Source organism: Leptospira sanjuanensis, assembly GCF_022267325.1.
Lineage (GTDB): Bacteria > Spirochaetota > Leptospiria > Leptospirales > Leptospiraceae > Leptospira > Leptospira sanjuanensis.
The window spans coordinates 1,984,440-1,998,718 of record NZ_JAIZBG010000001.1 but is presented as its reverse complement, the minus strand read 5'-3'; the positions used below and the strand labels follow the sequence as shown (position 1 = coordinate 1,998,718).

9 protein-coding genes are annotated in these 14,279 nt (G+C 46.0%); 6 read left to right on the top strand and 3 right to left on the bottom strand.

Annotation, left to right across the window (positions count from 1 at the left end):
- Positions 1 to 94 precede the first annotated feature (94 nt).
- Positions 95 to 1,852: a signal peptide peptidase SppA gene (sppA, locus tag LFX25_RS09035; RefSeq protein ID WP_238729949.1), complete on the top strand. Its 1,758-nt coding sequence runs from the start codon at positions 95 to 97 to the stop codon at positions 1,850 to 1,852.
- 137 nt (positions 1,853 to 1,989) lie between these two features.
- Here the strand turns inward: sppA and LFX25_RS09030 are convergent, their stop codons facing one another.
- Together LFX25_RS09030 and LFX25_RS09025 are read right to left on the bottom strand one after the other, a co-directional pair.
- Entirely contained in the window at positions 1,990 to 2,940 is a 951-nt protein-coding gene (locus LFX25_RS09030; protein WP_238729948.1) for an L-threonylcarbamoyladenylate synthase, read from the bottom strand.
- Positions 2,921 to 4,558 (bottom strand): glycosyl hydrolase family 18 protein, encoded by a 1,638-nt coding sequence (locus LFX25_RS09025; RefSeq protein ID WP_238729947.1) that lies wholly within the window; start codon positions 4,556 to 4,558, stop codon positions 2,921 to 2,923. Before LFX25_RS09025 ends, LFX25_RS09030 begins: the two co-directional genes overlap by 20 nt.
- A gap of 163 nt (positions 4,559 to 4,721) precedes the next feature.
- Here LFX25_RS09025 and LFX25_RS09020 point away from each other — a divergent pair, with 163 nt between their 5' ends.
- Both LFX25_RS09020 and LFX25_RS09015 read left to right on the top strand, forming a co-directional pair.
- Positions 4,722 to 5,429, top strand: coding sequence for a queuosine precursor transporter (locus LFX25_RS09020; RefSeq protein WP_238729946.1), 708 nt, complete (start codon positions 4,722 to 4,724; stop codon positions 5,427 to 5,429).
- A gap of 175 nt (positions 5,430 to 5,604) precedes the next feature.
- Positions 5,605 to 7,404 (top strand): VanW family protein, encoded by a 1,800-nt coding sequence (locus LFX25_RS09015; protein WP_238729945.1) that lies wholly within the window; start codon positions 5,605 to 5,607, stop codon positions 7,402 to 7,404.
- On the opposite strand, the gene LFX25_RS09010 is transcribed toward LFX25_RS09015, so the two are convergent.
- Positions 7,392 to 7,721, bottom strand: coding sequence for a hypothetical protein (locus tag LFX25_RS09010; RefSeq protein WP_238729944.1), 330 nt, complete (start codon positions 7,719 to 7,721; stop codon positions 7,392 to 7,394). The two genes, LFX25_RS09015 and LFX25_RS09010, sit on opposite strands and share 13 nt — an antisense overlap.
- 40 nt (positions 7,722 to 7,761) lie before the next feature.
- Between LFX25_RS09010 and LFX25_RS09005 the strand changes: the two genes are divergently transcribed.
- From LFX25_RS09005 to LFX25_RS08995, 3 genes are all read left to right on the top strand, one after another.
- Entirely contained in the window at positions 7,762 to 9,348 is a 1,587-nt protein-coding gene (locus LFX25_RS09005; RefSeq protein ID WP_455032235.1) for a 2-isopropylmalate synthase, read from the top strand.
- A 448-nt stretch (positions 9,349 to 9,796) separates the two neighbouring features.
- Complete coding sequence (locus LFX25_RS09000; protein ID WP_238729943.1) at positions 9,797 to 11,812, top strand: oxidoreductase; 2,016 nt, start codon at positions 9,797 to 9,799, stop codon at positions 11,810 to 11,812.
- Between the two features lie 85 nt (positions 11,813 to 11,897).
- Positions 11,898 to 14,270, top strand: coding sequence for a SpoIIE family protein phosphatase (locus LFX25_RS08995; protein ID WP_406600489.1), 2,373 nt, complete (start codon positions 11,898 to 11,900; stop codon positions 14,268 to 14,270).
- Positions 14,271 to 14,279 lie beyond the last annotated feature (9 nt).

Sequence of the window (14,279 nt, the reverse complement as noted above, 5' to 3'; positions counted from 1 at the left end):
CTTTTTAAAATTTACGGCTTGTGAAAATCTGAAAACTCCTTTCCGAAAGGAAATTCTTCTTTTTCAGAAGGAATCCGATCCTTAGACTGGCGTCATGTTTCGAACATTTCTCCAAATCGTTTTACTTCCGTTCCGTTTATTCTTCCAACTCGTTCGCTGGATTCGATTCCGATTTTTTCGGGGCGATCATTACTTTTTGGAAATTCCTTCCGAATTTGCAAACTACCGCAAATCGTTCCTGATGCGCCTTCTTTCCTCCAAGGATGAGGATGTTTTTTTCACGGATTTTCTGCTCGAACTCAAACTTCTTTCTCAGGTTCCTCAACTCAAAAAAGTTTCGGTGCTCATCCAACAACCGGAATACGGATTCGGAGAAACCTTGAGCATCGCCGAACGGCTTCAGATTCTAAAAGAATCCGGTGTTTCTTTGGAGGGTTTCGCTTTAACGGGCGGACTCAAATCCCTGTTTCTACTCGGAATTTGTAACGAACGATTCAGTTCGGAAGCTTCCGAATTTTTTCCGGTGCTTCCTTCCGCGGAATCTTTTTTCTTCGGGAACGCGGGAAAAAAGTGGGGAGTCAAAGTCGAAACGTTTCAAAGCGGACCGTATAAATCCTTCGGCGAATCGTTTCAAAGGGATAAATTTTCTCCGAAGGCAAGGGAGAATTTAAACGCGCTTCTCAAGCAGATGACCGAGGATTTGGAATCCCTTTTCAAACGTTATACGGGTTTCGGTCTCAAAACTTTTGCGGAACCGTTTTTATCCGCAAAAACATTAAAGGAACGGAAATTTATCACCGGATTTTTGAACGAAGAGGATTTTCGGGAGAATTTCCTCTATCCTCATTATGAAAACGATTCCGAAGAAAAACAAAAGCCTTCCACCAAAGAACTCACCTTTCTTTCTCTATACCGTTTTTCTAAATTAAGAAACTTTAAACTTGTTTCGCGAAGAGATCCGATCATCGCCGTTCTTCCCCTCAAAGGAAACATTCATCACGATACGATCGGAAAAGGAGAAGGGAAAACGGAAGGAATTTCCTATCACGCGGTAAAATCCGCTCTCAAGGAGCTGCGCGACGAACCATCCGTAAAGGCGATCGTTTTGGAAGTGGATTCTCCCGGAGGTTCCGCTTTCGTTTCCGAACTTCTGTATCAGGAAATTCATAAACTCCAGAAGAAAAAACCGGTGTATGCGTATGTGCAAAATGTTTCCGCAAGCGGAGGATATTATCTTTCCTGCGGAGCTTCCAAGATTTACGCGTCTCCGTACGGAATCGTGGGAAGTATCGGCAGCATTTCCCTTCGTTTGGACATGAAGAATTTTTATTCCAAACTCGGGATTACAAAAGACCGAGTCGGGTTCTACAAATACAGGGATTTGTTATCCGAATACGGACCGATTCATCCCGAGTCCAAAAAACTGATGGAACAGGAAATTCAGGATTCGGAAGGACTTTTTTACAAACGAGTTTCCGACGCAAGAAAGATCGAAGTTTCGATTTTGGACAAACGATTCGGACAGGGAAAGGTTTTCACTTCCAGCCAATTCTTGAAGGACAAAATGATCGATTCGATCACGGATTTCTTGGGACTTTTGGAAGACATCAAACAGGAACTCAAGGTCGAACGAGTGCAACTGCGATACTTACCCACTCTGTTTACGTTTCAGAGTTTCCTGCGGTCCTTGACACCCGGTTTTATCGCGAAGGGTTTTTCGGGAGAATGGACCTCGGTCGTTTCTCAAAGTTTAGAATATTCTAAAACTCTATTGTCCGATCCTCTTCAAAAGAAGTTTCACTTTGCGGAAGCGGACTCGCTTCTTTCTTCTCGGTTTTGGAATCAGGGTTGATCGGAGACGATTTCGGTTTATGGGTCGTGTGATTTCGGTTTCTCCGAAATGATCCCATGCGGTTTCAAAAATATTCTTATTATTGAATATTGTATCTCTGGAAACCGTCCAACGTTCCCATAAACTGTTTTTTTCTTTTACTTGGAAGCCGCTTTTTGAATCCGATTCAAAAGCGCCTCTTTCCCCTTTTCTTCCTTGGGCATTTGACACCAAGCTTCCGCGATTTTTCTGCGATCGCATTCCACAAAAAAAGAATAGAGCAATCGCATATACTCTTCATTCGACGAAACCGAAATCGCGAACACGGAGCCTATTTCCGTTTCGAAACCGATTTGAGCCGCTTCGTTCGGCGCATCCTTCAGAGAATCTTTTAATACTACCTTGCACGCGGGGGCATAATGTCTGTATTTGAGTCCGGGGCTTCTCGGTGCCTCGGTCGCTGCCGATTCCGAAAGCGATTCCAAACCGCGTAAGTCGGGAAGAATCGAAAGCAAATCGTTTCGATCCACAAAACCGGGACGCAATAAGATCGGAGGTTTTGCGGTAAAATCGATCACCGTGGATTCGATTCCGATTCTGGGTTCTTCTCCCCGGAGAATGCAATCGACCTTGCCGGAAAATTCTTCTAGAATATATTCCAATTTCGTTAAGGACGGTTTGCCCGAAACATTTGCAGAAGGCGCGGCTACGGGAACTCCGCATGCTTCTAAAAATTCGCGGGCGGTAGAGTTGGAAGGAATTCGAACGGCTACCGTATCCAATCCGGCCGTAAAAAGATTCCGATTCTTCTTTTTAAAAATACCCGTAATCGGTCCGGGAGAAAATTTTCGAAAGACGAGCGCCGCAGGTTCGTCCACTTCTCCGCAGACATTTAACGAAGCGATGTTCTCGACGTGAAGAATGAGAGGGTTATCAGAAGGTCTGTTTTTTACTTCGTAGATTTTTCGGCAGGCTTTTTCGTCGAAAGCGGAAGCTCCGATTCCATATACCGTTTCGGTCGGAAAGATAACCAACCCTCCTCTCAGCAGAATCCGAGCCGCTTCGAGAGGAGAGTCCGTGATCAGAGTATTAACCTTGTTTTCTCGCAAATTTCTCCGTATGTTTGCGGTCGACGTTCGCTTCCTCCGGAGAGGTCTGCGGAGTTTCCGTTGCGGGAGCATTCGGATCCTTTACGCGCTCTTTGATTTTTTCCACGGGTGGAAGTTTGTTCGTAACGAGTAACGCGAGATAATCGTTGATTCCAGGATCATTGTCGCTGATCAACTGCCAGAAGGAAAATCCGCCGAGATCGTATTGTCTCAAAAGGTTCATCTTATCTTCGAACGCTTTACGGTTCATGTAAAAGGCGACGCGATCGCAACCTTCCGATTTATACCAGATGCTCGGATCTTCGTAAGTCTTTCCGGTATGAACCCAGGAAAATTTGGAAAGATTCGTCCAAGAACCGGAGTTCTTCGTGTTCGCAAGAATCTGATCGATGTTAGTCGGTTGCCTATGGATTCCGAGATCCTTTTTACGAACCGCGTCCTGATAATAAACCGACTTGATCTTGGCGTTGCAATTCAGAGCCCAATCGTATCCGTAAGTAGGAATCGCCATATACAACTGACGGCTTGGAACTCTCGCTTTCGCATATTCAATGATACTTTTGATCCATATGTTCGGAGCCTGAGGTCCCGGACCGGGGTTTCTGTATTTACGAGGATGCAATTCATATGCCATAATCTTAATACGATCCGCGTATTTTGCGAGAAAGGCGTAATCGTGAGTCATTGGCCCTCTCCAATTTTCCGCGTAATCCATCTTGATCTTTTCCTTTAAACCTTTGCAGGCTTTCAAGGATTCTTTTTTGGCCGGAGTTTTCGGATGAACCGCGACGGAAAGAATCTTTCCTCGTTTGTGGATCTCTTTGGAAAGAATGACGATGAATTCTTCGAATTTCTCTTTTTTCTCGCAGCTCATTCCCTCATAGTCGATGTCGATTCCGTCGTAGCCGTACGTGTCCACTTCGTGAAGAATGTTTGAGAGGTGTCGATCGCGGATATCGTTGCGTCCGTTCATTCCGATGTTTTCGGAAATTTTTTCGTATTTATTTTCCCAGCGGAAAATCGTCGGAATGATTTTAACGTTCGGATTGAGTTTGCGGAGTTCCGCGACTCGTTCGTGCTTTTGAGTGCTTCCCCAGCTGGAATACAAATCTCCGTTGTTGGTATCACGGCCTTTCATCCCGTAGATAAACGGATGGATTTCGTTGTAAAGATGGACGGTTTTTTTCATGGCTTCGTAATCGGAAAACCAAGTGGAAGCGCGGAATGTTGTATTATCGTCCGCTTTCGGAAGAAGCGTAGCTTCCGGCATATCCCCGTCGTCCTTACCGAACGAGAAGAAGGATTTCGATTCCGTTTCGGAGGAATCGGAAGAAGGTTCGTCAGATGAGGAAGAATTGTTTACCGGTTGGTTGATAAAGAACAAATCCCGGATTCCGTCCACAATGCCGACGGAACTTGTACGAACGCTTTCACCCGCGACGGATGCGTCTCCTTTTTTCAGAAGATTGATTCCTAAGGAAAAAGAAAGGGCGGATAATAAAAACCAAGTAAAAGAATAGAACAGGATCTTCTTTTTCGGTTCTGAATCTTTCTGAAAAGGAACGGGTTTAATCAAACCTTCGGGGATGTTGTGTTTGTCTTCTTGTTTCTGTGCCATCGGTGTTACTATCTGATTATCGAATCGAAACCTAAGAAAATAAAGAAGTTTCCGAACTCGATGATTTTACGGACTCACTTCCAGAGATTTACAGGGGAAGAGACTGTCAAATGGTTCTTTTTACCGGTTGACGAATTCGCCGCCCAAGAGGAAAAAACCGCTTATGCCTCTTTCCAAATCCGTGAAATTATTTATCTCCTTAAACGCGTTCTTTCTCTGCTTTCTGATTTTAGCCGAGGTAACCGGTTCGAAACTTTTTGTCTCCTTCGGCTTTACGCTTACGATGGGAGTGATTCCTTTTCCGGTCACGTTTATCGTAACGGATTTATTAAACGAATACTATGGAAGGAAGGGAGTTCGGTTCACGACCCTCGTTGGAATGGTTATGATCTTTCTAGCCTACTTTCTTTTGATGCTGGATATGTCGATTCCCGCGGCTTCCAATTCTCCCGTGGACGATCACTCTTTCAACGTGGTCTTCGGAAATTCCGGAAAGGTCATCGTGGGTTCGATCGTCGCGTATTTGATAGGACAGTTGATCGATATCCAGATCTTTCACTTTATCCGGGTCAGGACACGGAACAAATATATTTGGCTGAGAGCAACGGGTTCCACGATCGTTTCTCAACTTGTGGATTCTTTTGTAGTGATCTACATCGCTTTGGGCGGAGGTAAACTCACTTTTCAAGAATTGAATCAAATCTCCACGAACAACTTCCTCTACAAATGCGGCGTTGCGGTCGCGATCACTCCTCTGATCTATGGAGCGCACCGTTTGATCGACTGGTATTTAGGGGAAGAAGCGGAGAAGATGATCCAATTTGCAACCAGGGAAGGACGCTCCGATACGGAACCGCTTTCTCCAGGCTGAAACGCACCCCATACTATTTTGAGACCGTTCCTTAAGGATCATGAAAGCCGCAACCCGCATTGAATTTTTGAAGGAAACGGGAAACAAATTCTTTACCTAAATGAGATTACAGTCTAAGTAGCGAAAGGATTTTGAATCAAAGGAAAGAGTTCCATTTGTTGAAGTAGACGCATCGATGCAGCCGACTGAAACACAACCTCCCCTTAAAACGCGCTCGGACGAACTTCGATTCGCCTTTAAGGCGTTGCTTCTTCAAGGATATAGAGGAATCAAAAATCTTCTTTTTCCGGTTCCGCTCTGGAAAAAAGACGAAGATAGACGATGGTCCATCGCATCGATCCTCGCGATTTCGGAAACTCCTCTCTGGAATCCGAACGACACAGTCGAAAACAAAATATTGACCTCCGGAAAAATCGAGAATCTACGAATCGTGGCAAGAAAACTGAATGGCATCAAAGTTTCCGCCGGTCAAATATTCAGTTTTTGGAAACAAATCGGAAATCCGAATTTCGGTAAAGGTTATGTATTAGGAAGAGAAATTCGGGAAGGTTGTATCGTTCCAAGCGTCGCCGGCGGTATATGCCAGATTTCGAATGCACTGTACGACGTTGCGGTTCGATCCGGTTTCGAAATTTTGGAAAGACATCGACATTCTTCCGTAATTCCGGGATCGCTTGCCGAACAAAATCGGGACGCCACAGTAAAATGGAATTACATCGATCTTCGATTTCGTTCTCCCGTGGATTTCAGGATCGAAATCGAATTCAACTCGGAAAGTATGATTGTCCGCTTTCGGACCCTTTCTCCGATTCAAACGGAAACCGAGGAGCCTGCCGATTTGGTTCCGGAAACGATAGAGAGCGTTTCCACCCGGAAGTTTCAATCTTTAAACGACTGTTATTCGTGCGGAAGAATTTCTTGTAGCCAACATAGTTGGAACAATCGCCCTACTGCCGACTTTACCGCTTGGATACTTGATGAAGTCTGGCCCGAATTTGACGAATATGTTCGAACCCAATGGAGACAGAAAGATTCGGCTATCGTCCCGATGAAAAACGGAACGCGATGGGGAACGAATCGGTTTAACTGGACGGTTCGAACCGAAAAAAACGCTCGGAGCTTATTTTTACCTGCGCTCTGGAGAAGTTTAAAACTCCGTTACGGGAGCGGAAAACAAACGAATCGATTTCGCCTCAATTTGGAATTGGATCGTATTCTCGCGCAAGCCGCTGCGAAACACATTCCTTACGAAGCTTCGCACATTGTCGTATCTCAAACGCTCTTGCCGGTTCTCTGGGAGGCAGGAGTTTTTGCGGGAAGAACCTTTGACGTATTGATGACACGACTTCCTTTTTACCTTTTGCACGAACGTTTGAATCAGGCTCATTCGAAATATCCGCAAAGTGAAACGTTAAACGATTTTCGCGCGCCTGCCTCCTGGATCGAATCTGAATATAGGGCCCTTAATTCCGCGCAGAGAATCCTGTCTCCTCATTCCGAAATTCTGGAATCCTTTCCCCATCAGGCATACGCTTTGAACTGGATTTTTCCGAAAGCACAAGAGAACCCGCGTACGAAAAAAAAAGGAATTCTTTTCCCCGGATCCGCATTAGGCAGAAAAGGAGCCTACGAAATGAAACGATTGGCGGAAGAATTCAATCTTTCCTTGTATGTTTTAGGGAACGCGATCGAACGGGACGGATTTTGGGAAAACGTATCAACTCGTCCGTTTGAAAATTCTTGGAAAGAAATCGGACTTGTCGTTTATCCCGCGTATGTAGAACACCAACCGAGACAATTGCTGAAAGCGGCTTCTATGGGAATACCCGTAATCACAACGCCCGCGTCCGGTTTGGCGGGTTATGAAGAAAAAGGGATCATTCTCGTTCCGATCGGAGATTACGATCGTTTAAAGCAAGAAGTGCGGCTCCAATTGAAAGCGGATTCGATGGAGGAGTTGTCTCATTCGAAATAAAACCAGATTCGATTCTTCCAAGGATCCAAAACGGAAACATACCGGAGATCTTGAGTTTCGATCGAAAACCCTCGGGAAAGTAAAACAGGTTTAAGATGTTCCCATTCGTTCTTATTAGAAACGACCGTTAAGGTTCCGGGACTCACCGGACATTTTTTAGATTCTCTGCTGAAGATCAAAATCCCCTTTGGGTCCCAGGAAACTTCTGAGTGGGAAGGCGAATTTGAAAGAATCTTCCAGCCGAAGAGTTCGTTGTAAAGGTTTGCGGAAACGGAGCAATCCGTGGATTGAAAATTGGATGCGTAAAATCGAATCATGGTTTTTTCAAATGAGCCGCACCCTCAGGGAAGAATGCGGATTCTTCTTCGTTTAATTGGTTGTCTAAAGAGTAAAACCCAAAAAACTGGAAGAAGAATTTTTTGCGAGAATCACATGGCAACAGATCAGGAAGACTACGTTCGCATATTTGATACCACTCTGAGAGACGGGGAACAATGTCCCGGCGCGGCGATGACGGAAAACGAAAAGTTGGAAATCGCGGCTCAACTCGGAACGATGAAAGTCGATATCATCGAAGCCGGTTTTCCGGTTTCTTCTCCCGTTCAATTCCAAGCCGTCGAACGGATCGCACGAGAAACCGAAGGACCGATCATCGCAGCACTCGCAAGGGCGATGAAAGCCGACATCGAGGCTGCATCGAAAGCGCTCATGCCCGCAAAAAAAAGAAGAATTCATACCTTCATCGCGTCTTCACCGATCCACATGAAATACAAACTCGGCAAGGAGCCGAAAGAGGTTCTGAAGATGGCCGTGGAAGCCGTGACCCTTTGCCGCCAATTTGTGGACGATGTGGAATTCTCCCCCGAAGATGCGACCCGAAGCGAACCGGAATTTTTGCGCGAACTCTGCGAGGCGGTGATTGAAGCAGGCGCAACAACAATCAACATTCCCGACACGGTCGGTTACACGACGCCCGCGGAATACGGAAACCTTTTTAAATTTTTAATCACGAACGTGAGAGGTTCGCAAAAAGCGATCTTCTCCGCTCATTGTCACAACGACTTAGGACTTGCGACCGCGAACTCTTTGGCCGCCGTTCAAAACGGAGCGCGTCAGATCGAATGTACGATCAACGGAATCGGGGAAAGAGCCGGAAACACCGCGATGGAAGAAGTCGTTATGGCGATGAGAACCCGCAAGGACGCGCTTGGAATTCAAACGAGAATCAAAACAGAAGAGATCGCGCGCGCTTCGTATCTCGTGAAGACGATTACCGGAATGCTCGTCCAACCGAATAAGGCGATCGTCGGCGCCAACGCGTTCGCGCACGAATCCGGAATTCACCAAGACGGGGTTATCAAACATAGGGAAACCTACGAAATTATGAAACCGGAAACGGTCGGTCTTTCTTCCAACCGAATGGTTCTGGGAAGACACAGCGGACGCGCCGGTTTTAAGGATCGAATCGTCAAACTCGGTTTTTCTCCGCAAGCCGAAGAACTCGAAGCCGCGTATCAAAGATTTTTGGAAATCGCGGACCGAAAAAAAGAAATCTATGACGAGGATATCCGCGCCCTCTTTTCCGACGAAACGAGAAAGTCTACGGGAGATCGTTTTCAACTCGAAGGATTTACCGTTTCCACAGGAACCAAAAGCACTCCTACAGCGGGGGTAAGAATCCTGATCGACGGTCATGTGAGAGAAGAATCCGCAACCGGCGACGGCCCCGTGGATGCGATCTACAAAGCGATTCAGAAAACGACGGGGATGGACCCGGAAGTTTCGCGGCTCGTCATTTCTCCGGTAACGGAAGGACAAGACGCAATGGCGGAGGCTTCGGTTACGTTGGAATACAAAGGCGATCGCGTCGTGGGCAAAGGAAGTTCCACAGACATCATCGAGGCTTGTTCGAGAGCTTATATCTCGGCGCTGAATCGACTTTAGTTTTTTTGAATATTCGAAAAAGTTTTTTTTAACACCGTTGATCGGTTTTGAAAAACGGCGACTCCCTTTCGGTTTGTTTGTTGGAAAAAGTTTTCCGAGGAAGAACCCGAACATTTCGAAATTGTGGGAACTACCACAGGATTTCGAAACTCCATGCAATCTCCTATAAAGGATGAGTTGTCCAAGCGACGTAATCTGTGGGAACTGCTACTTTTTTCCAAAAGCTCACTGGGGATTCGGAATTCGCTTGTCCAGTCTGATTCTCCCTACCGAACAAGGTTCAGCAAATAGTTTGATCTCAAAGTAGAATTTGTCCCAAAATTCGAAAACGGGACCAAATTACATCTTCCAGCCGTTGATTGTAGCGATCCCTAAATAATTCTCTTGCCCGATTCTCGGACGATTTTCAAGGTAGAATCGAGAGAATTCTCCAGAGAAAAGGTATGTTATGAAATATTCTGAAATTTTTGAACCGATCCGACTCGGTTCCATTACCCTTCCCAACCGAGTCATCATGGGTTCCATGCACTTAGGGCTCGAAGGAATGCCGATGACCGCCGAAAGAATGATCGCATTCTACGGAAGACGTTTCGACGGCGGCGCTTGTTTTATTACGACGGGAGGAATCTCCGTCAATCACGAAGGAAAAGGATCGAACATCTTCTTTAACTTTCAAAAGGAAGAAGACTGCAAAGAATTATCGATCGTCGCAAACGCGCTCAAACCCAAAGGAATCTTCTGCGCGCAGCTCTTTCACGCAGGACGTTATGCCTATCACAGAGAACTCGTAGCCCCTTCCGCACTGCGCGCTCCGATCAACCGGTTTATCCCGAAGGCTTTGTCGGAAGAAGAAGCTTGGAGAACGATCGAAGACTTCGGCGACTCCGCCCTCAAAGCCAGGGAAGTCGGTTTCGGCGCCGTTGAAATTATGGGAAGCGAGGGTTATCTCGTGAACCAATTCTTTTCCGGAGTCACCAATCAAAGAGAAGACTTTTTCGGAGGAACTCCCGAAAAACGAATGAACTTCGCGATCGAGGTCATGAAGAACGTTCGTAAAAAAGTCGGTAAAGACTTTCCGGTCGTCTATCGTATGTCCGGAATCGATTTGATTCCAGGCAATCCAACCTTTGAAGAAGTCGTTACCCTCGCCGAACGTTTAAAAGAGGAAGGAGCCGACGCGCTCAACATCGGAATCGGCTGGCACGAATCCAGAATTCCTACGATCTCCATGCTCGTTCCGCGCGGCGCTTGGGCGAAAATTTCCGGCAAAATCAAAGCCCGCGTCAAAGACATTCCGATCATCGCTTCCAATCGTGTGAACATGCCCGAAACCATGTCCCGCATTTTGAAAGAACACGAAGCGGATATTTTGAGCATGGCCCGGCCGTTTTTAGCCGACCCGGACATTCTGAACAAGATTAAAGCCGATCAGGAAGAAAGAATCAACACTTGTATCGCGTGCAACCAAGCTTGTTTGGATCATACGTTCAAAGAACAAATGGTTTCCTGTTTGGTAAACCCATCCGCCAACAGAGAATTGGAACTGAGCAAACTCAAAAACGCGGATAAGAAACACGTCGTCGTTGTCGGTTCCGGTCCGGGCGGACTCGAGTCCGCGAGAATCAGCGCGATCCGAGGTCATAAGGTCACCGTTCTCGAAGCCACCGATAAGATCGGTGGACAACTCAATCTTGCGGCGCAAATCCCCGGAAAATCCGAATTCTTTGAAACGATCCGTTATTTCAAAAACGAACTGAAAAACCTCGGCGTTGATATTCAATTCGGTCACCAGGCCACGTTAGACAGCATTCTTTCCTTAAAACCGGACGCGGTAATCTTTGCGACCGGAGTCAAACCGAGAGAATTCACGTTACCCGGAATCGAGAAAAAGAAAACCGCTTCCTATGCGGATTATCTTTCCGGCAAGTTTCAACCGGGTAAAAACGAAAAAATCGCCATCATAGGCGGAGGAGGAATCGGCTGCGACGTAGCGCACAAACTCACGGAGGAAGAAGCTCCTACGATCGATTCTTACTTTCACCGATACAACGTTCCTTCTTATACCAAAGCCCAGATCCAACCGGAAAAACCCGAACGCAAAGTCTCCATCTTCCGCAGATCCGGCAAGATCGGATCGGGACTCGGAGCGACCACCGCTTGGGCTTTGTTGCAGGAACTGGAATCCAAAGAAGTCGGATTTTATACTTCCTTAAACTACAAAGAAGTCACCGACAAAGGGCTCGTCGTCGAAACCAAAAAAGACGGTCCTTTAACGATCGAATGCGATTCCATCATTCTTTGCGCGGGACAACTCAGCGAGGTTTCCCTTTACGAAGAATTCAAAACGAAATCTCCCGGAATTCCTTCGTATCTGATCGGAGGAGCCAAAGACGCTTCCGGAATCGACGCGAAACGCGCGATGTTGGAAGGCTTTGAAGCCGCGATCGCAATCGGAGTGAACTAAAAACACTCCGATTTTTTAAATTTTTTTCACAAACAAGATTCTCTTTCGAACGATGCAGGAACCGTAGCGAACGAAGGAGAATCTCTTGTTCGCAAAATTTCTTGGTTTCGTTTTATTTTTCCTCTTAACAGCTTGTCTCCCCGATCTGCAACCCGCGTCTCGCGAGGAGAATTTTCAAGACCTTTCCGATGATTGGGAAATTCAGACCGGTCAAAATCTTTGGAAACCGGTTCGAATCCCCTCCAACCTCAAAGAGTTTGTCGATGCTGATTTCCGGAAGTATACGGGCGCGGATTTTCAAGAGGACCGAGCGCTCCTACTTCTCCGCAAACGGGTTTTACTGGAGAATTCTTTCGATTCTTCCTTGAGCCTTTCCCTCGGAAAGATTTCAGACAGAGCTACGGTTCTCTGGAACGGAGAAGAACTCACCGAGGAATTGTTTTCCGAATATCGAACATCGGTTCCGCAAGGATACGATCGAACTCGGATCTACGCGATTCCCGAAAAAAACAGATTCAAAAACAATGAAATCCTCGTTACGATCGAGCCTTACTTCGATTACGAATTCGGAATTCTTTCGGGACCGATCGGCATCGGAGCGCCTTCTTCGATATGGAAACGGTTCTTTTTAGGAGAATTCACGGGGCTGACCGTATTCGGTTCGTTTTCCCTGATCGGAAGTTTCTTTTTATTTCTTTCCCTCCGCGAAAAAAAAGGAGAAGAGAATTTTTACTTCGGTTTGTTTTTGATCTTCTTTGCGCTCTTCCAAATCTCCCTTTCCGAACTTAAATATCTGACCGGATTCAAAATTTTGAATTTAAAAAAATTGGAATATTCCACCCTTGCGTTTTTGTTCCCTCTTTTTTGCCGCTTTCTCAATTCTCTTTTGCGGAAGGCGAAAACGAAACTTCATTTTTGTCTCGAAGTCATGACGATTCCGATTCTGGTCGCGATCGGAGTCGCGGAGAACGTCCTTCGTTTGGATCAAATCAATCGGTATGCGCTTCAGATTTCCTGGATCGGTTTCGTATTCGTCGCTCTGCGAATTTTGATTCCGAATCTAAAACGAAGTTTCGAATCGAAGATCGTTCTTTTCGGGATTCTATTTTTGCTTTTCTGCGTTGGAATCGATATTTTCGCGCAAAGGGGTTTATTCAAGACGGTTCGTCTATCCGGAATCGGGGTCTGCGGATTTTTGGGCTTTCTGACTTTGGTTCTTGCGAACAAATTCGTGCGGATGAAGGAAAAACTGAAATCCTGGAACCGAGTTTTGGAAACTGCGATTCGAAATCGCACCCAAGAACTTTCTTCGAGTTTGGAGGAGATTCGTTCGCTCAAAGAACAGCAGGATGGGGACTACTTTCTAATCACTCTCTTATTCCAACCCTTCCTTTCCAAAAACCTCAAAACATCGCAAGCGCAAATCGACATTCATCGAAAGCAATTCAAGAGCTTTCAATTTAAAAATCGAACCTACGAACTCGGCGGAGACGTGGTTCTCAGTGAAACGGTGTCGATATCGGGAATTTCCTATCAAGCTTTGATCAACGCCGACGCGATGGGTAAATCCCTGCAAGGAGCGAGCGGCGCCCTCGTCTTCTGTTCCATCGTAAAAAGTTTTCTGCAAACCCAAGACTATGAGTTTCGCAGTCCTGAGAATTGGCTCTTTCTCTTGTATCGAAATCTGCAAGCAGTATTCGAGTCCTTCGACGGAAGCATGCTCGTTTCGGGAATTCTTTCCTTGTATAGAATGGAAACGGGAGATTTATTTTTTCTCAACTGCGAACATCCGCCGATCATTCTTGTTCGCAACGGAAAAGCGAGTTATCTGCGCGAAGACGCGGTTTTACGAAAAATCGGATTCCCCGATCCGGATTCCAAAGTGACGGTGGAACATTTCCGTCTGCAATCGGGAGATGTCGTTTTGTACGGTTCGGATGGAAGAGAAGATTTATATTTTCCGAACTCGTTCGATTCCTCGCGAAAACAAAAAGTCTCCTCTCCCGATCTTTTCTTCGACTTGGTTCAAACTGAAATTCCGGATTTAGACGAATTGGAAGCAAAGATCGTTCAAAAGGCGGATCTTTCCGACGATCTCAGTTTCTTGAAGATTCAAACCGGCGCCGAAACTTTTCTCAGAAAAAACAACTTACAAAGCAGGTCTCTTTTACAAGAAGGATACCAATTTTATAAAAAGGGAGAATTCCACAAAGCCTGTCTTCACGTTGCACGAGCTTCGATTCTCGATCCATCGGATTTGAAATTAGCCCGTTTGGTATTGGTCTTAGCAAAAAAATCGCAAAGTTTCAAACTCTTCCGTTTCTTTTCGGAAAAGGTTTTGCTTCGAACGACGGGAAAAGGTCTCGCAAAAGATTCCAAAATCCTGGCCTCTTCGTTTCGAGCGGAGTCCTCGGCTTCCCCTCAGATCGGATCAAAACTCGTAAAAAACGCGAGCTAAGCGGACATA

Bases quoted from the DNA above. Each gene is read 5' to 3' on its own strand.
- LFX25_RS09010 (WP_238729944.1), bottom strand. From the start codon at position 7,721: ATGATTCGATTTTACGCATCCAATTTTCAATCCACGGATTGCTCCGTT.
- LFX25_RS09000 (WP_238729943.1), top strand. From the start codon at position 9,797: ATGAAATATTCTGAAATTTTTGAACCGATCCGACTCGGTTCCATTACC.
- LFX25_RS09025 (WP_238729947.1), bottom strand. From the start codon at position 4,558: ATGGCACAGAAACAAGAAGACAAACACAACATCCCCGAAGGTTTGATT.
- sppA (WP_238729949.1), top strand. From the start codon at position 95: ATGTTTCGAACATTTCTCCAAATCGTTTTACTTCCGTTCCGTTTATTC.
- LFX25_RS09020 (WP_238729946.1), top strand. From the start codon at position 4,722: ATGCCTCTTTCCAAATCCGTGAAATTATTTATCTCCTTAAACGCGTTC.
- LFX25_RS09015 (WP_238729945.1), top strand. From the start codon at position 5,605: ATGCAGCCGACTGAAACACAACCTCCCCTTAAAACGCGCTCGGACGAA.